The organism is Nonomuraea glycinis (genome assembly GCF_035920485.1).
Lineage (GTDB): Bacteria > Actinomycetota > Actinomycetes > Streptosporangiales > Streptosporangiaceae > Nonomuraea > Nonomuraea glycinis.
This window is the reverse complement of sequence record NZ_CP109166.1, coordinates 7,105,480-7,124,969: the sequence shown is the minus strand read 5'-3', so window position 1 is coordinate 7,124,969 and position 19,490 is coordinate 7,105,480. Positions and strand designations below refer to the sequence as shown.

Annotated in this window: 20 protein-coding genes and 1 riboswitch; of the genes, 8 read left to right on the top strand and 12 right to left on the bottom strand. The window is 71.9% G+C overall.

The window, feature by feature from the left end:
• Positions 1-5: 5 nt before the first annotated feature.
• A complete protein-coding gene (locus tag OHA68_RS33380; protein ID WP_327103793.1) occupies positions 6-806 on the bottom strand; it encodes a hypothetical protein in 801 nt (266 codons plus the stop codon).
• A gap of 286 nt (positions 807-1,092) precedes the next feature.
• On the opposite strand from OHA68_RS33380, the gene OHA68_RS33375 reads away from it, so the two are divergent.
• Positions 1,093-1,812: a L,D-transpeptidase family protein gene (locus tag OHA68_RS33375; protein WP_327103792.1), complete on the top strand. Its 720-nt coding sequence runs from the start codon at positions 1,093-1,095 to the stop codon at positions 1,810-1,812.
• Positions 1,813-1,975: 163 nt separating this feature from the next.
• Here OHA68_RS33375 and OHA68_RS33370 read toward each other — a convergent pair whose 3' ends face one another.
• Positions 1,976-2,524 carry a CGNR zinc finger domain-containing protein gene (locus tag OHA68_RS33370; protein WP_327103791.1) on the bottom strand — a complete coding sequence of 183 codons (549 nt, stop codon included), beginning with the start codon at positions 2,522-2,524 and terminating at the stop codon, positions 1,976-1,978.
• 95 nt (positions 2,525-2,619) lie between these two features.
• Between OHA68_RS33370 and OHA68_RS33365 the strand changes: the two genes are divergently transcribed.
• The 3 genes from OHA68_RS33365 to OHA68_RS33355 are packed head-to-tail and all read left to right on the top strand — an operon-like array spanning position 2,620 to position 5,077.
• A complete protein-coding gene (locus tag OHA68_RS33365; RefSeq protein ID WP_327103790.1) occupies positions 2,620-3,093 on the top strand; it encodes a mycothiol transferase in 474 nt (157 codons plus the stop codon).
• Positions 3,090-4,262, top strand: a complete 1,173-nt coding sequence (locus OHA68_RS33360; protein ID WP_327103789.1) for a MalY/PatB family protein — start codon at positions 3,090-3,092, stop codon at positions 4,260-4,262. The genes OHA68_RS33365 and OHA68_RS33360 overlap by 4 nt, the downstream gene beginning before the upstream one ends.
• Positions 4,263-4,312: 50 nt before the next feature.
• On the top strand, positions 4,313-5,077 hold the full coding sequence (locus OHA68_RS33355) for an SDR family NAD(P)-dependent oxidoreductase (protein WP_189139306.1): 765 nt from the start codon (positions 4,313-4,315) through the stop codon (positions 5,075-5,077).
• A 4-nt stretch (positions 5,078-5,081) separates the two neighbouring features.
• On the opposite strand, the gene OHA68_RS33350 is transcribed toward OHA68_RS33355, so the two are convergent.
• From OHA68_RS33350 to OHA68_RS33305, 10 genes are all read right to left on the bottom strand, one after another.
• On the bottom strand, positions 5,082-5,921 hold the full coding sequence (locus OHA68_RS33350) for a fumarylacetoacetate hydrolase family protein (protein ID WP_327103788.1): 840 nt from the start codon (positions 5,919-5,921) through the stop codon (positions 5,082-5,084).
• A gap of 109 nt (positions 5,922-6,030) precedes the next feature.
• The gene (locus OHA68_RS33345; protein ID WP_327103787.1) at positions 6,031-6,687 is read right to left on the bottom strand and encodes a CHAP domain-containing protein; all 657 of its coding nucleotides are present in this window, start codon (positions 6,685-6,687) and stop codon (positions 6,031-6,033) included.
• Between the two features lie 13 nt (positions 6,688-6,700).
• Positions 6,701-6,847: riboswitch (cyclic di-AMP (ydaO/yuaA leader) on the bottom strand.
• Positions 6,848-7,123: 276 nt separating this feature from the next.
• The gene (locus OHA68_RS33340; protein WP_327103786.1) at positions 7,124-8,551 is read right to left on the bottom strand and encodes an aldehyde dehydrogenase family protein; all 1,428 of its coding nucleotides are present in this window, start codon (positions 8,549-8,551) and stop codon (positions 7,124-7,126) included.
• A gap of 17 nt (positions 8,552-8,568) precedes the next feature.
• On the bottom strand, positions 8,569-9,771 hold the full coding sequence (locus OHA68_RS33335) for a P1 family peptidase (protein WP_327103785.1): 1,203 nt from the start codon (positions 9,769-9,771) through the stop codon (positions 8,569-8,571).
• Positions 9,768-10,949: a M20 family metallopeptidase gene (locus OHA68_RS33330; RefSeq protein ID WP_327103784.1), complete on the bottom strand. Its 1,182-nt coding sequence runs from the start codon at positions 10,947-10,949 to the stop codon at positions 9,768-9,770. The genes OHA68_RS33335 and OHA68_RS33330 overlap by 4 nt, the downstream gene beginning before the upstream one ends.
• Entirely contained in the window at positions 10,946-11,746 is an 801-nt protein-coding gene (locus OHA68_RS33325; RefSeq protein WP_327103783.1) for an ATP-binding cassette domain-containing protein, read from the bottom strand. Before OHA68_RS33325 ends, OHA68_RS33330 begins: the two co-directional genes overlap by 4 nt.
• On the bottom strand, positions 11,709-12,647 hold the full coding sequence (locus OHA68_RS33320; RefSeq protein ID WP_327103782.1) for an ABC transporter ATP-binding protein: 939 nt from the start codon (positions 12,645-12,647) through the stop codon (positions 11,709-11,711). Before OHA68_RS33320 ends, OHA68_RS33325 begins: the two co-directional genes overlap by 38 nt.
• Complete coding sequence (locus OHA68_RS33315; RefSeq protein ID WP_327103781.1) at positions 12,644-13,546, bottom strand: ABC transporter permease; 903 nt, start codon at positions 13,544-13,546, stop codon at positions 12,644-12,646. Before OHA68_RS33315 ends, OHA68_RS33320 begins: the two co-directional genes overlap by 4 nt.
• Positions 13,543-14,490 (bottom strand): ABC transporter permease, encoded by a 948-nt coding sequence (locus tag OHA68_RS33310; RefSeq protein ID WP_327103780.1) that lies wholly within the window; start codon positions 14,488-14,490, stop codon positions 13,543-13,545. The genes OHA68_RS33315 and OHA68_RS33310 overlap by 4 nt, the downstream gene beginning before the upstream one ends.
• Positions 14,487-15,989: an ABC transporter substrate-binding protein gene (locus OHA68_RS33305; protein ID WP_327103779.1), complete on the bottom strand. Its 1,503-nt coding sequence runs from the start codon at positions 15,987-15,989 to the stop codon at positions 14,487-14,489. Before OHA68_RS33305 ends, OHA68_RS33310 begins: the two co-directional genes overlap by 4 nt.
• Positions 15,990-16,075: 86 nt before the next feature.
• Here OHA68_RS33305 and OHA68_RS33300 point away from each other — a divergent pair, with 86 nt between their 5' ends.
• The 4 genes from OHA68_RS33300 (at position 16,076) to OHA68_RS33285 (ending at position 19,464) form a co-directional block, all read left to right on the top strand.
• Positions 16,076-16,828: a FadR/GntR family transcriptional regulator gene (locus OHA68_RS33300; protein ID WP_327103778.1), complete on the top strand. Its 753-nt coding sequence runs from the start codon at positions 16,076-16,078 to the stop codon at positions 16,826-16,828.
• A gap of 102 nt (positions 16,829-16,930) precedes the next feature.
• Entirely contained in the window at positions 16,931-17,899 is a 969-nt protein-coding gene (locus OHA68_RS33295) for an adenylate/guanylate cyclase domain-containing protein (protein WP_327103777.1), read from the top strand.
• 81 nt (positions 17,900-17,980) lie between these two features.
• Complete coding sequence (locus tag OHA68_RS33290) at positions 17,981-18,457, top strand: SigE family RNA polymerase sigma factor (RefSeq protein WP_327103776.1); 477 nt, start codon at positions 17,981-17,983, stop codon at positions 18,455-18,457.
• Complete coding sequence (locus tag OHA68_RS33285; RefSeq protein ID WP_327103775.1) at positions 18,454-19,464, top strand: hypothetical protein; 1,011 nt, start codon at positions 18,454-18,456, stop codon at positions 19,462-19,464. Before OHA68_RS33290 ends, OHA68_RS33285 begins: the two co-directional genes overlap by 4 nt.
• Positions 19,465-19,490 lie beyond the last annotated feature (26 nt).

The window sequence follows — 19,490 nt, the reverse complement described above, 5'->3', positions numbered from 1 at the left end:
GACCGTCAGTCGACCCACCAGGGGTGCTTGCGGTTCCTCTCGTCGGCGCTCCACCACGGAAGCTTGCCGTGGTGGTCGTGAGCCTTCTTCCAGTCGCCCCTGGGCGGCGCGCCCCGCCAGTCGCTCCTGGGCGGCGCACCCCGCCAGTCAGTCCTGGGCGGCGCTCCCCGCCAGTCAGTCCTGGGCTCCGGTCCCCGCCAGTCGCTCCTCGGCTCCTGCGCCCTCCAGTCGCCCCTGGGCTCCGGTCCGCGCCAGTCGCCCCTGGGCACGTCTTCTTGGTCGACCCACCAGGGGTGCTTGCCGTGGTCGTCGCCGGCGGACCACCACGGAAGCTTGCCGTGGACCTTCCTCCAGTCTTCTCTGTCCCCGTGGTCCCAGTAGTCCTTCTCGGGCTTCTCGGGCTTCTCAGGCCGCTCGGGCACCTCAGGCACCTCAGGCCGCACGGGCCTGTCGACCTCGTCGAAGTCGTCGTCCTCGTCGTGCCTGTCATCCTTGTGGTCATCCGGGACCGGGATGTGGATGTGACGGACGTTGTCGTGGTGGCCGTGCTTGTGACCGTGCCTGTGACGGTGCTTGTGGTGGCGGTGCCCGCAGCTGTTGTGGTGGCAGTGGTGGCGGCGGTGACCGCAGCCGCGCTTGCAGCCCAGGATCGGCTTCTCGCCGAGCAAGGTCATCTGGACGGCGGCGCCGGCCACCTGCAGCGTGCCGGCACTGGCCGACTGCGCGGCCGGAAGGAGCATGACGCTCGCCGCCGCGGTCGCGAGTGCCAGGGTGACGGCTCGCTTGGAGAAGAGTGCGTGGGGCACTCGACTTTCATTCTTCATGGGCGATCGTTCCGTTCATGGGTTTATCGACCTGGAGGCGGGCGCCCGATTCAAACGCCCCGCCACAGCGCCAGACATACCCCTGTCGATCATCCGCTTTATCTTGCATAAATGTAATGTGCGCTCAAAGTCTCACCATTTCCGGAACCCACCGAGCACACATATGGCCTATGACCCAATTTCTCCGGATAAAGCTGCCTCGCGGGCCTTGGCGGAAAAATTTGGTTTCATGGGGTAGCCATTTGATCATTCGGGTTACGAACCGTTTGTGATCAACGTTCACCGGCCCCTGGTGCTCGCCCTCTGCCTGGGATTCCCGGTCGTTCCAGGTGCCGCCGTCGCCGACACCACACCATTGGAGATCGTCCTTCGTCCCGGCGACCGCGGCGACAGCGTCGAACGGCTTCAGCGGCTGCTGCGCGACGAGGGCTACCTCTGGGGCCGGGTGAGTGGCGTGTACGACGACCCGACGACGGCCGCCGTCTACGGCTTCCAGAAGCTGCACGGCATCCGCCCGCGCGCGAAGATCGACCACGTCATGTGGCGGACGCTCAACCGTCCGCGCCGGCCGCGCCCGCTCGTGCCGAACGGCGCCCGCGACCGGGTCGAGATCGACCTGCGCCGGCAGCTGCTCGTCGTCTACCGGGACCGCCGCCCGGTGCTGATCACCCACATGTCCAGCGGCGCCGGGGTGACCTTCTGCAACGGTGGCCGCTGCCGGACGGCGACGACCCCGGTGGGCGACTTCCGCGTCACCACGCGGGCTCCCGGCTGGACGACCGGGCCCCTCGGGTCGATGTACAACTCGCTGTACTTCGTCGGCGGGGTGGCGATGCACGGCTCGACCAGGGTGCCGCTGTGGCCGGCGTCGCACGGCTGTGTCCGCCTGCCGATGAAGGCGGCCGACCGCCTCTACCAGCTGGTCGGCGTCGGCGAGCCCGTCCACGTCCGCGGCCGCTCGACCGTGGTGTCGAACAACCGGAGGTAACCCCCGGCGCGCATGGTCAGAGCCGGCCGCGCCGGGTGGCCAGGCCGAGCGTGCCGAGCGACCGTAAGGTCTTCCTGGCGGCCCGCGTCGCCTTCACCGTACGGCGCCATGAGCGGGGCCGCGTACCTGATCACGCTGGGCCCGCTCAGCGGGCGGTCGGAGATCAAGCGCTGACGGATCGGGCCTTCCGGGAGCGGTAGTTGGCCGCCTTGACGCGGTTGCCGCATTCCTCCATGCCGCACCACTGCCGGTTGCCGGCCCGGGACCGGTCGATGTAGACGCGGGTGCAGTCGGGGTGGCCGCACTCGCGGACGCGCAGCCGGTCCAGGCCGGCCAGGAGCGCGATGGCCGCGCGGGCCACCTCGGCGGCGACCGCCGCGATGTCGCCGGTCCGGCTCAGGCCGGAGGTCGTGAGGGCCATCCGGGGCGTCGGGCCCGCCGCCGCCCGGTTCAGCTCGCGCAGGTCGTCCTCCGGCCAGGGCAGCCCGTCCATCCCGTGGCGCACCAGCCGGTAGACGACCTCACGCAGCGCGCGTGTCCGCCGCAGCCCGGCGGCGTCCACCGGCGGCTCGTCGCTGAGCACCCCGGCCTCGACCGTCCAGCGGGCCAGGTCGGCGGGCGTGACCAGCAGCTCCTCAGGATCGCTCCGCCGCCACTTGAGCGTCCCGGCCAGGTCGAGGGCGAGGTCGCCGCTGACGAACACGAAACCCATGTCACCAGCTTGACAGGTGACGCGGCCGGAGCGCAATGTTGGCGTCACCTGTTAAGCCGGTGACGACCTCACCGCTCGGCTCGCGGAGACCCCTCTTGATCACTGACGACGACTACCTCTACTTCGTCCGCCGTGCCCTGGACGGCATGAGCGGCATCGTGGCGGGGCTCGATGACGAGCTCGCCAACGTCCGGCCGCCGTTCCCCGGCGCGAACAGCCCGTACGCCCTGCTCACCCACTGCCTCGGCGTGGTCTCGTACTGGGCCGGCACCCTGGTGGCGGGGCGCGAGGTGGCGCGGGACCGCGACGCCGAGTTCACCGCCTCCGGCCCGGTGCGCCCGTTGCTGGAGCGGGCGGCGGCGGTGCGCGCCGACCTGGCCGAGGACGCCCGCGCCGCCGCCCCCGCCGACCCGCTGCGCGGCACTCCGCCGCCCGGCTTCCTCGGCCCCGACCGCGAGCTGACCCAGGGCGCGGCGCTGCTGCACGTGTACGAGGAGCTCGCCCAGCACCACGGCCAGATGGAGATCATCCGGGACGTCATCCTGGCCGGCGCGGAGGCCAGGGCATGACCGGCGACGCCTTCCACGCCGTGGACGTCGATCGCCTGCGCTCCGGCCATGGCGTCAAGTGGGGCTCGCTGCCTCCGGGCACCCTCGGCGCCTGGGTCGCCGACATGGACTTCGGGGTCCCGCCCGCCGTGCGGGAGAGCATCCTGCGGGTCACCGAGCGGCAGGACTTCGGCTACCCGTTCTGGCCGGACGGGGATCCGGTGACCGAGGCGTTCGAGGACCGGATGGCCACCCGCCACGGCTGGCGGCCGGAGCCGGGACGGACGCGCGTGTTCACCGATCTGATCCAGATCCTGCAGGTGATGATCGAGCACGCGACCCGGCCCGGCGACGCCGTCGCGATCCACGTGCCCACCTATCCGCCGTTCCTGGCGAGCATCCTCAGGTCCGGGCGGCGGGTCGTGCCGCTGCCGATGCGCCGGCGGGAGTCGGGCTGGGACTTCGACGGCGACGGCCTGGCCGACCGGCTGCGCGCCCAGGGCTGCCGGATGCTGGTGCTGGTCAACCCGCACAACCCGACCGGCAGGGTGTTCACCCGCGCCGAGCTGGCACCGCTGGCCGAGGTGGCCGCGGAGCTGGACCTGGTGGTCCTGGCCGACGAGATCCACGCCGACCTGGCGTTCCGGCCCGCCCGGCACATCCCGTTCGCGTCACTGAACGACGACGCCGCGGCCCGTACGATCACGACCACCTCCGCCACGAAGGCGTTCAACATCGCCGGCCTGCGCTGCGCCGTCGCGCACATCGGCGCGGAACGCGTGCACCGGTCGCTGGCCGAGGCCCCGCTCGACTACTTCGGCACGCCGAGCACGCTGAGCCGGGTCGCCACCGTGGCGGCCTGGCGTGAGGGTGACGCCTGGCTCGCGGAGCTGATGCGCGCCCTGGACCATAACCGGAGCCTCGTCGCCCGGTGGGCCGCGGCGCTGCCGTGGGACCTGCGTTATCACTCGCCGGAGGCGACTTATCTGAGCTGGTTCGACTTCACCGACACGCCGATCGGCGCGGCGGCCCCGGCCGAGCATCTGCTCCACAAGGCGCGGGTCCTGCTCAGCGAGGGGGCGGAGTTCGCCCAGGGCACCGACGTGGACTGCGCCCCGTTCGCCCGGCTCAACTTCGCCACCAGCCCGTCCCTCCTGCGGGAGGTCCTGGCGCGCGTCGCGGACCTCTGACCGTCACCCGACCTGGTGCACTGGTCAGACCAGTCGTTAAGGTGCTTCTCATGACGGCATACGAGCGGTTGTTCCGCCTGGACGGGCGGCGTGCGGTGGTCATCGGCGCCGGGAGCGGCATCGGCAGACAGGCGGCGCTCGCGCTGGCCGCGCAGGGCGCCTCGGTGGTGTGCGCGGACCGGGACCTGGCCGCCGCGCAGGACACCGCCGGGCGGTGCGGCGGCACGGCGCGGCTGCTCGACGTGCTGGACAGCGAGGCGGTCCGGGCGTGCGCCGACGAGATCGCCGCCGACGTGCTGGTGTTCACCGCCGCCACCAACGTGCGCAAGCGGCTGCTGGACTACTCGGGCGAGGAGTTCGACCGGGTCGTGCAGCTCAACCTGCGCGCCTCGTTCGACGTGCTCCGGGCTTTCGGCGCGGGCATGGTGGCGCGGGGCAGCGGCTCGATCATCGGCTTCGCGTCCATCCGCGCCTCGGTGACCGAGCCCGGCCAGAGCGTCTACTCGGCGACGAAGGCCGGGCTCGTGCAACTGCTGCGGACCGCGGCGGCCGAGTTCGGCCCGCACGGGGTGCGGGTCAACGCGATCGCGCCGGGCGTGGTGGAGACGCCGCTGACCCAGCAGATCAAGAACAACCCCGGCTGGTACGACGCGTACGCGGCCAAGAGCGCGCTCGGCCGCTGGGCCACCGCCGAGGAGATGGCCGGGGCGGTGGTCTACCTGGCCGGTGACGCCGCGAGCTTCGTCACCGGCTCGGTGCTCTACGTGGACGGCGGCTGGACCGCCGTGGACGGCCGCTTCGACCCGCCCCGCTGAGCCGTCAGCCGATCTCCAGGGCGGGCAGCACGTCGTTGGCGAGCGTCCCGACCCCGTCGACCCGGATCTGCACCCGGTCGCCGGGGGTCAGGGTGAAGTCCTGGCCGGGCACCAGGCCGGTGCCGGTGGACAGGATGACGCCTCGGGGGTAGCGGTCCGCCCGGAAGAGGTAGCCGACCAGGTCGTCGAGGCGGCGGTGCAGCTGCCCGGTGCCGGAGGTGCCCTCCCAGGCGACCTCGCCGCCACGGAAGATCGTCATCTCGATCTCCAGGGCGTACGGGTCGGGGATCTCCCAGGCGGGACGGATGCCGGGGCCGAGCGCGGTGGCGCCGGCGAACATCTTGGCCTGCGGCAGGTAGAGCGGGTTCTCGCCCTCGATGGAGCGGGAGCTGACGTCGTCGCAGACGGTGTAGCCGGCGATCTCGCCGCCGGCCGTGACCACCACGGCCAGCTCCGGCTCGGGGACGTCCCAGGTGGAGTCGGGCCGCACGCCGATGGCCTCGTCGTGCCCGCGCACCCGCCTGCCGATCGACTTGAAGAACAGCTCGGGGCGCTCGGCGTCGTAGACCCGCTGGTAGATGTCGGGCTCGGTGCTCTCCTCGACCCTGGCCTCGCGGGACTGCCGGTAGGTGACCCCGGCCGCCCACACCTCGGTGTCGGGGTCGACGGGCGCGCCGGGCGCCACCTCGTCGAACCGCTCGGCAGCGGCGTCGAGCAGCGTACGGAAGTGAGCGAGATCGGCGGAGAGCGCGTCGCCGAGCGAGAAGCCGGCGGGCAGCGCGCGGTAGCCGTCCGCGGCGCGCACTGCCCAGCGGGAGGAACGAGAGCAACGAACGAGGTGCATGAGCGCCTTCCTGGGGGACTGCGGGGCAGGCGCGCCCGGGTGAGGCTCGCCACTGTCCGGCAGCCTACTCAAGCCGACAGTGGCGTCCTGCGGGTGGTGGGCCCGGGGGTCAGGCCGCGTACTCGGGGTAGCCGTAGCCGGCGACCTGCGAGGTGGGCCGGACCCGCTCCTCGACCTTGCCGTTGCCGGTGTTGCCCTCGATCGTGGTGATCGTGCCGTCGCCGTTGTCCTTCTTGACCAGGCCGACGTGGTCGATGCCGCTGATGTCCTTGGCGCCGTTCCAGTCGAAGAAGACCACGGAGCCGGGCTTGGCCTCGCTGCCCCAGCGGTTGTTGTCCTTGAACCAGCCGGCGTAGGTGACGGTGTAGGCGTCCCAGCCGACCGAGGCGCGGGCGCCGGCCTTCTCGCCGACCCAGGAGACGAACATCGCGCACCACGGGGCGTTGGCGTACAGCGCGGGCTTGCCGCCGCCGTCACGGGCGAGCGTCTCGCTCGCGCGCGGGGAGGACATGTACCAGCTGTGGTACGGCGTGCCGCCGCCTGCCGCGTTCTCCTTCACGCCGATCTGGGACTCGGCGACCCGCAGCACGGACTGCGTGCTGACCTTGCCGGTCTGGGCGGCGGGAACGGGCTTCTGCTGCGACGGGAGCTCTGCCGCCATGGCGGAGGTGCCGCCCAGGGTGGCGCCTGCGGCCACGCTCAGTCCAAGAGCGAAAGTGACGATGTTGGACCGGCTGGAGGCGCGCTTGAAGATGTTCTTTGCCATTCTGAGAGGGTGCTCCTTGCTTCCATGCCGCCTACCGGGTTAGCTGACGGGTTCGGGCGTGGAAGTGCCCTACGGATGCCTCAGGAGAGAGCAACCGATTCACCCCGGAATTACGTGGGTCCCCGGTTTCGCGATATCGCGGATTCGGCGGCCGCGTCGCACCTGTGATCGAACGTTCGCACAGGTCAGACGCGGTCTCGGCGATGTGCAACGGTCACGCGGGTAATGAAAATCCCTGGCGTGTACCTCGGATGCCTCAAAGGTAAGTGAACGGTATGGAACGATGCAAGTGACGGACTTGACTCCCCCTCGGGATCCCCTGTGACACAAGGGATCCCTGCCCCATTTCTTTACCTTTCCAGGCGTTTGAAGGGGGCGAAATTGGCCCTCCCTGCATGGTCCTCGGGCCGGCGAAGAGGGCCGCGAGCGGGTGAGCTCAGGGCCGGATGATGGCCATCCGGGTGACGGTGAACTCCTCGATGGCGAAGCGCGGGCCCTCCCGGCCGATGCCGGAGTCCTTGACGCCGCCGTACGGCATGTTGTCCGCCCGGAAGCCCGGCACCTCGTTCACCACCACTCCCCCGGCCTCGATGCGCTCGATCGCCGCGAACGCCGTGGCCAGGGACCGGGTGAAGACCGAGGCGTGCAGGCCGTACCGGGAGGCGTTGACCGTGGCGAAGGCGGTGTCCAGGTCGGGCACCGGCCGTACGCACACCACGGGACCGAAGATCTCCTCGTCCCAGGCGGCGGCCCCGCCGGGCACGTCGGCCAGCACGGTCGGCACGATGGCCCGGCCGTCGCGCACGCCGCCGGTGACGAGCCTGGCCCCGGAGCCGTCGATCCAGTCCAGCACCCGGTCCGTCGCCGCCGGGTCGATGAGCGGCGCCACCCGCGTCTCCGGCGAGCGCGGATCGCCCACGACCACGTCCTTCATGCGCGCGGCCAGCAGGTCGAGGAACTCCTCGTGCGCCGCCTCCTCGACCAGCACCCGCTGCACCGAGATGCACGCCTGCCCCGAGGCGTAGTAGCCGCCGCGCACCACGGCGTCGGCGGCGGCCTCCAGGTCGGCGTCGGCGGCCACCACGAGGGCGGCGTTCGAGCCCAGCTCCAGCAGCACCTTGGTGGGGGCGGCGGCGCGGGCGATGGCGTGCCCGGCGGCGGCCGAGCCGGTGAACGACACGGCGCCGATCCGCGGGTCCTCCACCAGCGTGCGGCCGACCGCCACGTCCCCGGTGACGAGCTGCACCGCAGCGGCGGGCAGCGCGCCCGCCGAGCGCAGCAGATGCACCAGCCAGAGCGTGGCCAGCGGCGTCGCGGGAGCCGGCTTGACGATCACCGGGCAGCCGGCCGCCACCGCCGGAGCGATCTTGTGCGCGGCCAGCAGCAGCGGATAGTTGAAGCCGGTGATCCCGGCCACCACGCCGATGGGCCGCCGCGTCCAGAACCCGATCAGCCCCTCCCCCGACGGCAGCAGGTCCAGCGGCACCGTCTCACCGTGCAGCCGGGCCACCTCCTCGGCGGCGGTGGCCAGGGTGACGAGCGTGCGCGCCACCTCGACCCGGCAGTCCACCAGCGGCTTGCCGGTCTCCAGCACGAGCAGCCGCTCGAACTCCGCCCGCCGCTCGGCGAGCGCGTCGTGCGCGCTCGTCAGCGCGGCGCGGCGCGCGTGCGACGGCAGCGCGGCCATCGCGGGCGCGACCGCGAGCGCCTCCTCCACGGCCCGCGCCGCCAGCGCCGCGTCCCCCACGGGCGCGCTCATCACGACCGAGCCGTCGTACGGGAAGATCACGTCACTGTACGCCGGAGCCTCGGCCCAGCCGTCCCCGACCGGAAGCCCGGCCGGCCAGGAGCCTGCGAACGTCACTGTTCCCCCTTGATCGGTCATGGCGTTCGCCGAAGGGCGCTCGGGAACGCGTCGAGATAGGCGGGCGCGTCCGCGCGCCCGGTCGCGGCCAGCACCGCGTGCGCCACGGCCCGGCTGAACGCATCGGCCCCGGCCGCGAGCAGGTCGTGCAGATACGCTCCGTCGGGCGCCGCGCCGTCTCCAGGGGCGCCGGCCGCCGGAGTGGTGACCGGGCGGGATCCGTACAGGGTCGGCTCGGGTCGCGGTGGGGGCAGCGCGCAGGTGGAGACGGCGAAGATGGTGTCGCCGTCGACCATGGTGTGCGCGGGCCGGATGGCGCGGGCGAGCCCGTCGTGCGCGACCCCGGCGAGCTTGCCGCACTGCGCCTTGGTGAGGGTCAGGTCGGTGGCGACGACGCCGATGGTGGTGTTGAGCGAGGTCACCCCGGCGGGCCGCCAGGCGGCGACCTCCTCCGCCGACGGCTCACCCAGGTGGTCGAACTCGCCGGGGAGTCCGTAGCGGGTGCCGGACAGGACCCCGCTGCCCGGATCCAGGACGGACCCGGCGGCGTTGACCACCGCCAGCGCGGCCACGGTCACCCCCGAGGGCAGCACCACGCTCGCGGTCCCGACACCCCCGGCGAGCCCACCCGCCACGGCCCCGGTCCCGGCCCCGACAGACCCGTTCAGTCCGCCCGAAAACCCACCGCAGGCCGCGTGGCCATCAGGGCCGTCCACTTGGAAGGACGTGGCCGCATGGCCATCGGAGCCGTCCACTTGGAGGGACGTGGCCGCGTCGTAGGCGGCGTGGCCGAAGGCGGCGTCCGGGGTGGCGCGGAAGCGTCCGCCTCTGCCGAGGTCGTAGACGACGGCGGCCGGCACGATGGGGACGACGCCGCCCTCCGCCGGGAAGCCGACGCCCCCGTCCGCGAGCCGGTCCATGACGCCGCAGGCCGCACTCAGCCCATAGGCGCTGCCGCCCGACAGGACGATGGCGTGCACGCGCTCGATCAGGTTGCGCGGGTCCAGGAGCTCGGTCTCGCGGGTGCCGGGGGCCGCGCCGCGCACGTCCACCCCGGCCACCATGCCGCCGGGCGGCGCCAGGACGACGGTGGTGCCGGTCAGGTAGCCGTCACCGGCCCGCTGAGCATGCCCGACCCGAAGCCCGGCGACGTCCCCCAGGGAGTTGGCCGGGCCAGGCCTGACCTGAGGTTCCGGGGAAGGGAACGACGGACCGCTCACCCCAGGCTCCGGGTCAGGAAGCGGCGGGCCGCTTCGGCGAAGACGCGGGTGCACTGGACGATCTCGGCCACCTCGACGTACTCGTCCGACTGGTGGGCGATCCACTTGCCGCCGGGGCCGTACACGACGGAGGGGATGCCGCCCCAGTGGGTGAGCACGGTGCCGTCGGTGGAGCCGGGGACCCCGCCGTAGACGGGCTCGGCGCCGGTGACGTCGCGGTGCGCGGCGGCGAGCGCGGCCACCACCGGGTCGCCGACGGGGATGTCCACGGGCGGCCGGTCGACCAGGACGGACACCTCGGCGGTGATCCCGTCCCAGGCGGCCAGGGCGGCGACCCGGTCGGCGACCGCCTGGTGCTCCAGGCCGGGGATGGTGCGCACGTCGATGAAGACGGAGGCGGTCGCGGGGATGACGTTGACCTGTTCCTCCGTGCCCGCGCGGACCACGGTGGGGGTCACGTACACCTCGCCGAGATGCTCGTGGGCGGGGTGGCGGCTTTGCAGGTCCCGCTCCAGCGAACGCAACTCGGTCAGCAGCGCGCCGACCGCCTGGATGGGGTTGCGGCCGTGCTGCGGCATCGCGCCGTGCGCCATCTTGCCGGTGAAGTCGACCCGCAGCCGCAGCGCCCCCTTGGCGACGGCGCAGATCTCCCCGGCCTCGGGCTCGGCCACGATCGCGCCGTCCACGTCGGCGCCGAGCCCTTCGGCGACGAAGTGGTGGGCCCCCAGCATGAGACCCTCCTCGTCGGCCAGCGCGCACACCTTGATCCGCCCCGGGAACGGTCCGGCCAGTTGCAGCGCCCGGGTGGCGTACAGGGTGGCGGCCAGGCCGGACTTCATGTCGGCGCTGCCCCGGCCCCACAGCCTGCCGTCGCGGATCTCGCCGCCGAACGGGTCCACCGTCCACGTGGACAGGTCCCCTTCGGTGACGACGTCGGTATGGCCCTCGAACATCAGCGTCGGCCCGTCCCCGCCGCCGCCCTCGACGACGGCGACCACGTTCGGCCTGCCGGGGGCGGCCTCGTACACGCCGGGCTGCCAGCCCCACTCGCGCATCTTGGCGGCGACCAGGTCGGCGGCGGCCTGCTCGCTGCGCCCGCGCGCCGGGTCGTTGGTGCTCGGCACGCGGACCAGCGCCTGGGTGAACTCGACGACCCCGCGGGCGTCCACCTCGATCACAGAAATCCCTCCAGCGTGGGTACGGCCCGCAGCAGCGTGCGCGTGTAGGCGTGGCGCGGCTCGGCCCAGATGTCGTCGACGGCTCCGGTCTCCACGATCTCGCCGCCGTTCATCACCGCGACCGTCTCGCAGACATGCCGGACGACGGACAGGTCGTGCGAGACGAAGACCAGGGTGAGGCCCAGCTCGTCGACCAGGTCGGCCAGCAGGTTGAGTATCTGCCCGCGTACGGACACGTCCAAGGCGCTGACCGGCTCGTCGGCGACCAGCACCTTGGGGCGGGGGGCGAGCGCGCGGGCGATGGCGATGCGCTGGCGCTGCCCGCCGGAGAACTGGTGCGGGTAGCGGTCGGCGGCGGAGGCGGGCAGCCCGACCTGGTCGAGCAGCTCGGCGACGCGCCCGCCGGCGGGCTCGCCGAGGGCGACCAGCGGCTCGGCGACGAGGTCGCGCACCCGCATGCGGGGGTCGAGCGAGCTCATCGGGTCCTGGAAGACGATCTGCAGGCTCTGCCGCAGGAAGCGCAGCCGCCGCTCCGGCCTGCCGGTGATCTCCTGGCCGTCGAAGCGGATGGACCCGCTGGTGGGCTGGTCGAGCGCGCACAGCAGGCGGAGCAGCGTGGACTTGCCGGAGCCGGACTCGCCGACGATGCCGAACCGTTCGCCGGCGCGCACGGTCAGCGACACCCCCCGCAGGGCGTGCACGGCCTCGCCCGCTCTGGTGAGGGAGGTGCGCGGCCGGTGGTAGACCCGGCTGAGGTCGCTAGCCTCGATCAGCGGGGTGCCGGCATGCGTGGGCATGACCCTCTCCTGTCAGCGCGGGTTCCTGCTCGCAGGCGGGGGTGGCGTGCGGGCAGCGGTTTCTGAAGACGCAGCCGTCGGGGAACTGGCCTGCCGCCGGGACGCTGCCGGCGATGACGGGCAGCCGGGTGCCGCGCGGGGTCAGCCGGGAGGCGGCCAGCAGGCCTTCGGTGTAGCGGTGCCGGGGGTCGCCGAAGACCTCGCGGATCGGGCCGCTCTCCACCACGCGCCCGCCGTACATGACCAGGACCCGCTCGCACACCGAGGCGACCACGGCCAGGTCGTGGGTGATGAACAGCAGCGCGGGCGCCACCTCGGCGATGAGGTCGAGCATCTGCTTCTGCACGGTCACGTCGAGCGCGGTGGTGGGCTCGTCGCAGATGAGCAGGCCGGGCTCGTTGGCCAGGGCGATGGCGAGCATGACGCGCTGGCGCTGGCCGCCGGAGAGCTGGTGGGGGTAGGCGCGGGCCACCTGTTCCGGCTGCGGCAGGCGTACCCGGCCGAGCAGTTCGACGGCGCGGGCGCGAGCCTGTCCGGCGGGCCTGCCGTGCAGGGTCATGACCTCGGTGACCTGCGCGCCGACCCGCATGAGCGGGTTGAGCGCGGTCATCGGCTCCTGGAACACCATGGACACGTCCTGGCCGCGCAGCGCCTTCAGCCGCCGCTCGGGGACGCCCACCAGGTCGCGCTCGCCCAGCCGGGCGGTGCCGGCGGCGGTGACGCCCTCGGGCAGCAGGCCCATGAGCGACAGCGCGGTCAGCGACTTGCCCGAGCCGGACTCGCCGATCAGCCCGACCCGCTCGCCGGGCCCGATCTCGAACGACACGTCGCGGACCAGCTCGACCGAGCCGGCCCGGACGGTCAGTCCCTCAACGCTCAACGTGTTCACTCGGTCGCTCACCGCTCCTCACTCGCTTCGCGGCCGGCCTCGTCCCTCGGCCGTCCACTCCGCTCGCTGCGTCGGGTTCGCTCCCGGGTCCTCCTGAGTTTCGGATCCAGGTAGTCACGCAGCCCGTCGCCCAGCAGGTTGAAGCCGAGCACCGCCAGCGCGATCGCCAGACCCGGCCAGAGCGCCAGGCGCGGCGTGGAGAACAGCAGCTCCTGGGACTCCTGCAGCATCCGGCCCCACGACGGGATCGGCGGGCGGGTGCCGAAGCCGAGGAACGACAGCGCCGCCTCCGCCAGGATCGCGATGGCGAACGACACCGACGCCTGCACGATCAGCACCGAGGAGATGTTCGGCAGCACGTGGCGCAGCGCCACGGCGGTGCGCCGGCGCCCGGCCGCCCGGGCGGCGAGGACGTAGTCGGTCACCATGACCTGCATCGTGGCGGCCCTGGACACGCGGGCGAAGGCGGGCACCGTGGCCACGCCGATGGCGATCATGGCGGTGAGCGTGCCGGCCCCGTAGACGGCGCCGAGCATGATGGCCAGCAGCAGCGCCGGGAAGGCGAAGACGAGGTCGTTGACCCGCATGATCAGCTCGGACAGCCAGCCGAGCCTGCCGGAGGTCATCCCGGCGATGATGCCGAGCGGCGTGCCGATGATCGCGGCGATGCCGACGGCCACCACGCCGACGTACAGGGTGGTGCGGGCGCCCACCATGAGCTGGCTGAAGGTGTCGCGGCCGAACTTGTCCGCGCCTAGCAGGTAACCGCCGCCGGGCTCGTGCAGCTTGGCGGCGGCGTCGACGAGCACGGGGTCGCGCGGCGTCCACCCGAACGACAGCAGCGCCAGCAGCACCACGAGGCCGACCAGGACGCCCCCGATGACCAGGCCCGCGTTGATCCGGCCCCTCATCGTGCCCCCCGCAGTCGCGGGTCGAGCGCGGCGTAGGCCAGGTCCACCAGGAGGTTGATCAGGAGGACGGCCACCACCAGCACCATGACGACGCACTGGACGAGCAGCAGGTCGCGGCCCGCGACGCCGTTGAGCAGCAGGTCGCCCAGGCCGGGGATGACGAAGACGCGCTCGACCACGACCGCGCCGATGAGCAGCGTGGCCAGTTGCAGGCCGAGCACGGTGATCACCGGGATGGAGGCGTTGCGCAGACCGTGCCGCCACAGGGCGCCCATCCGGCCCCGGCCCTTGGCGCGGGCGGTGCGCAGGTAGTCCTCGCGCATCACGTCCAGCACCGCGGAGCGGACGTACCGGGTCAGTACGGCTCCTTGCACGAGGCCGAGCGACAGCCAGGGCAGCAGCAGGCCGCGCAGCCACTCGACGGGGTCGTCGGCGATCGGCACGTAACCGCCGGACGGCAGCACCTGCGCCTGCACCGCGAAGACGAACACCAGCAGGATGCCCGCCAGGAAGGCCGGGACGGCGATGCCGACCTGGCTGAAGGCGCTGATGACGGCGCCGAGCGGGTTGCGGTGGTGCACGGCCGCGAACGTCCCCGCGGGCACCGCGATGACCAGCGCGATGAGCATGCCGCCGAGCACCAGCACGGCGGTGACGCCGAGGCGGTCGCCGATCTGCGGGCCGATCGGCGAGCTGGTCACGTAGGAGGTGCCGAAGTCGCCGGTGACGAGCCCGCCGAACCAGTCGAAGAACTGGGTGATCGCCGGCCGGTCGGTGCCGAACTGCTCGCGCAGCGCCGCCACCGCCTCGGGTGTCGCGTTCACGCCCAGCGCGACCTCGGCGGGGTCGCCGGGGAGCACGGCCATGAAGGCGAACACCAGCACCCCGGCGACGGCGGTGCTCAGCACGAACACCGCCAGCCGTCTCAGGAGGTAGAGGATCACTGCTGGGCGAGCCCGGTGAAGTCGAAGGACTCGGAGATGGCGTTCTTCGGCAGCCCGGTGATGCCCTTCTTCGCCACGATCAGGTTCGGGAAGCCGAACAGCCAGTCGGCGGCGGCGTCCTCGGACAGCAGCTTGGCGGCCTGCTTGAGGTCGTCGGTCTGCTCCTGCTCGCTGCCCTGGTCGGCGGAGGCGAGCAGCTTGCCGTACTCCGGATTGTCGTAGCCGAAGTAGTAGGTCTTGTTGGCGAAGATGCTCATGTCACGCGGCTCGACGTGGTTGATGATCGACAGGTCGTAGTCGCCCTTGGTGAAGACCAGGTCGAGCCAGCGGGCGGGGAACTCCAGCGGCTCGATGTCGGCGGTGATGCCCACCTGGGCGAGCTGCGACTTGACCACCTGCGCGCCGGCCACGGCGTAGGGGAGGTTGGGGATGCGCATCTTGACGGTGTACGTCTTGCCGCCGAGAAGTTCCTTGGCCTTGGCCACGTCGTAGGGGTAGTCGCCGGTGCGGTCCTCGTACCAGGGGTCGGTGGGCGGGACCATCGAGCCGATGAGCTGACCGCGCCCGGCCCAGGCGGTGTCGAGCAGCGCCTTGTGGTCGATGGCGTGCCGGACGGCCTGGCGCACCTTCTTGTCGTTGAACGGCGGGCGGGCGTTGTTCATCGACAGCACCACCTCACCGTTGGTGCTGCCCTCGATCGTCTCGAAGCGATTGGGGTCGGCGAACTGCTGCAGCGACTCGGGCGCCTGGACGCTGGAGATGACGTCGATGCCGCCGGTCAGCTGCGCGTTGTTCATCGCCGTGGCGTCCTTGAAATACTTCAGCGTCACGCCGGGGATCGCCGGTTTCGTGCCCCAGTAGGAGGGGTTGGCGTCCAGGCGGATGGAGTCGCCGCGCCGCCACTCCCCCAGTTTGTACGGGCCGGTGCCGACGGGCTGGTTGGCCAGGTCCGCGACACCGGTGCGGCTGAACATCGCGCCGAGCCGGGTGGCCATGGTGTAGAGGAAGCCGTTGCTGGGCCGGTCGAGGGTGACGACGGCGGTGGTGTCGTCCTTCTTCTCGACGTCCTTGACCATGTCGAGCTGCGACTTGATCTTCAGCTTCCAGTCGGACTTGACCCGGTCGAGGGAGAAGACGACGTCGTCGGCGGTGAAGGGCGCGCCGTTGGTGAAGGTGACACCCTGGCGCAGGGTGAAGGTGTAGGTCTTGCGATCCTCCGACACCTCCCACTTCTCGGCGAGCAGCGGCTGGATCTTGCCGTCCTGGTCCAGCTTGACCAGGCCCTCGTAGACGTTGACCAGCAGCGCCTGCGGGATGGCCGCGCCCTCGGTCGCGGTGAAGTCCAGGTTGGCGGGCTCGGCCACGAACCCGACGGACAGCGCCTCCGCCTTGGCGGGCTGCCCACCCGTGCTCTCCGGGCCGCTGCCGCCTCCGCCGCCGCAGGCGCTCATGCTCAGCAGGAGACCGCCCACGGCGATCCATGTCCCGACTCGCCTCATGTCTTTCAGCCTCCTGGCTAGTGCACTGGTCTGACCAGTAGGCTGCACCTTGCCAGGCCGCGAGGGCTGAGGTCAAGGGGGCTTTCATGAGTGGTCCACGGTTCGAGCCGGTGCGGACCGTACGCGCGTACGAGCGGATCGTGGAGCAGATCGAGGAGGCCGTCGAGTCCGGTTCACTCCAGCCCGGCGAGCGGCTGCCCAGCGAACGCGAGCTGATGGCGCAGTTCGCCGTGAGCCGTTCCACCGTCCGCGAGGCGCTGCGCGTGCTGCAGGCCCGTGGGCTGGTCAGGTCCCGACCCGGCGACCCGCACGGCGCCGAGGTGCTGCCCTTCTCCCCCGCCGCCTTACACAAGTCGATGACCACGCTGGCCCGGGTGGACGAGCTGTCGCTGGGCGAGCTGGTGCAGTTCCGGATGGTGCTGGACGCCTCGGCCAATCTGCTGGCCGCCCGGCTGCGCACCGACGAGGAGCTGGCGGAGATGGACGCGGCGATCGAGCGCATGCGCGCGGCGGTCGCGGGCAGCTACGACGAGTTCAGCGCCGCCGACGTGGCCTTCCATGACGCGGTGGCAGGGGCCAGCCGCAACAAGCTCATCCAGATCTGCACGGACGTGGTCCGGTCGATCGTCCTCGACCTGATCGCCGAGAAGATCGCGGCGGCGGCCGACCGGGAGGCGCTCATGCGCCAGACGATCCGCCACCACGAGGAGGTGCTGGCGGCGATCCGCGCCGGTGAGGGCCTGCTCGCGGCGCGGCTGTCCCGGCAGTCGATGTACGACTACTACGTCGGCTACGTGCCCGAGGAGGAGCGGCCGGCGCTGCGGACCCTGCTGGAGTAGCCGCCCGTACGGCGCACATCTCCGCCTTCTACCGGAGAAATCCCCTACCTCACAAGTGTCGCGTCTGTACTGAATGCCTGGTGAGGGTGTTATCTTGCACCCGTGGCCGAGGAGGAGACACGGGAGGTGGCGGAGGCGTTCCTGCGCGAGCCTCGCCGCTATACCAGTCATCAGGTAGCCGAGATGGCGGGCGTGCCGGTCTACCGGGCCAGGCGGTTCTGGCGGGCGCTCGGCTTCGCCAACGTGGCCGACGACGCCGTGGAGTTCACCGAGTCCGACGTGGTGGCGCTCAAGACGCTGCTCGGCATGGTCAGCGCCGGCATCTACGACGAGGAGCACGTGCTGCAGATCGCCCGCTCCCTCGGCAGGGCCGCGACGCGGCTGGCCGAGTCGCAGGCCGAGATCGGCGCCGAGGCGCTCGACCAAGCCGGCGTGCCGCTGGCCGAACGCCCCAGGGCCTGGCGCAGGCGGGCCGAGCGGGTGGTGCCGGACCTCGCGCGGCTGCTGGTCTACTCCTGGCAGCGCCAGCTCGCCGCCGCCGCCGGCCGGCTCGCCGTCCAGGACATGAGCACCGTACGGCTGGCCGTCGGCTTCGCCGACCTGGTCGGGTTCACCCGGCTGAGCAGGCAGATCACCGAGACGGAGCTCGCCACGCTGGTCGACAGGTTCGAGGGGCGCTCCGCCGACGTGGTGACCTCCAACGGCGGCCGGGTGGTCAAGACGCTCGGCGACTCGCTCCTGTTCGTGGCGGACAAGGCGCACACGGCGGCGGAGATCGGGCTGCTGCTCCTGGAGACCCACGCCCGGGACAAGGGCATGCCGGAGCTGCGGGTGGGCCTGGCCGCCGGGCCGGTCATCTGGCGGATGGGCGACGTGTTCGGCACCACGGTCAACCTCGCCAGCAGGCTCACCGCGCTGGCCCGGCCCGACACGATCCTCGCCGACCCGGAGCTGGCCGAGGAGCTCGACGGCGACCGGGCGTTCGCCCTGCGCTGCGTCGACCGCCTGTCGGTACGCGGACTCGGCGAACTCGCCCCCTTCACCGTGAGCAGGGCCGGGGCCCTGGGCTGATCTGTCTCCGCCTGCCGGGCAACCCGGGGGCGGCCTGGATGCGTCTGTACCGTCGCGAGCTCTGACGGGAAGGCAATCAAATTGGCAGATCGAGCGATATTTCAGGACTTCGTGATCGCGAGGTCCGACCGGCTGTTACGCACCGGCTATCTCCTCACCCACGACTGGGAGATCGCCGAGGACCTGCTGCAGGAGTCGCTGGCGAAGGCCTGGTTCGCCTGGCCCCGCGTGGACGAGCCCGAGTCCTACGTCCGCCGGGTGATGGTGACCACGTACACCTCCTGGTGGCGCCGCAAGTGGCGACGTGAGCTGCCGAGCGGCAACCTGCCCGACACCCCCTGCACCGACGCGCTGCCCGATGACGAGCTCTGGCACGCGGTGGGCAGGCTGCCCGCAAGGCAGCGGGCCGTGATCGTGCTGCGCTTCTACGAGGACCTGCCGGTGACGGAGGTGGCCCGGCTGCTGGGCTGCGGCACCGGCACGGTCAAGAGCCAGACGGCCAAGGCGCTGGCCAAGCTGCGGATGGACGAGACGATCGTGAAGGAGATGCAGCGGTGACCGTACAAGATCTGCGGGACGTCCTGCGGGAGCGGGCCGAGGGCCCTTCGCCGGCGAACCCGGCGCGCCACGAGCAGGTCGGCGCGCACATCCGCAGGATCCGCCGGCGCAGGCGCGTGGTGGGCGGCGCGGCGGCGGGCGTGGCGGCGGCAGCGGTGCTGTTCGGCGCCTGGCTGGTGCCCGGCGCGGCCGACCAGCCGCAGAAGGCGACCGTCGCCGCTTCCATCGCGAAGCTGCCCGAGCGCTTCACCGCCCCGGACGGCACCGAGTACCGGCGCGTCGCGACGACGGCCATCGAGGCGACCGGTGACCGCAAGGCCGTCGTCACGGTCCCCCTGTCCGGCAAGCCGCTGGACGTGGCGGGCGTCTGCGAAGGGGCGGACAACAGCTCGCTGCGGGCGTCGGCCGGTGCGCGGACCTCGCCCATCGGCTTCAGAGGGTGCACGAAGGCCATGCAGCTCCATCCGCTGCCCGTGCCCGGGAACACCGGGGAAGTGAAGGTCACCTTCGACACGACGACCCGGGGCACAGGCTGTGTCCAGGTGAGCACGGGCGGCCCCTGCCTGCCGGTGGAGCCGGAGCGCGGCGACTGGTCCCTGGCCGTGTACGAGTGGACGCCACCCGCCGAGCCGGTCGTGCCGGCCCCGGTCAAGGACCTCCCCCGGCGGCTGGGGAACTGGAAGCTGACGGACTCGAAGACCGGCCTCTGGCCGCGGGACACCACGGCGCGCTTCGAGATCGTGGGCACCGGGCGCAAGCTCGCCTTCGACCAGATCTGCGGCGGTGACCTGGCTCGCCGACTGCTCGTGCACACCGCCACGGACCTGACCGACTCGCAGCAGAGCACGACCTGCTCTGAATGGAAGAACGGCCCGTTCCCGATGGCGATGACCGAATTGCCCGCCGTGCCCAAGGGCAAGCGCGTGGTCGTCACCGTAAGGATCAGCGTGCTCGGCGAGGCCACCAACCGCCCCATCCGCTGGTCATTCGGTCTCTACAGCAAGTAGGAACATTTCCGGCTGGTCCGTGTTGC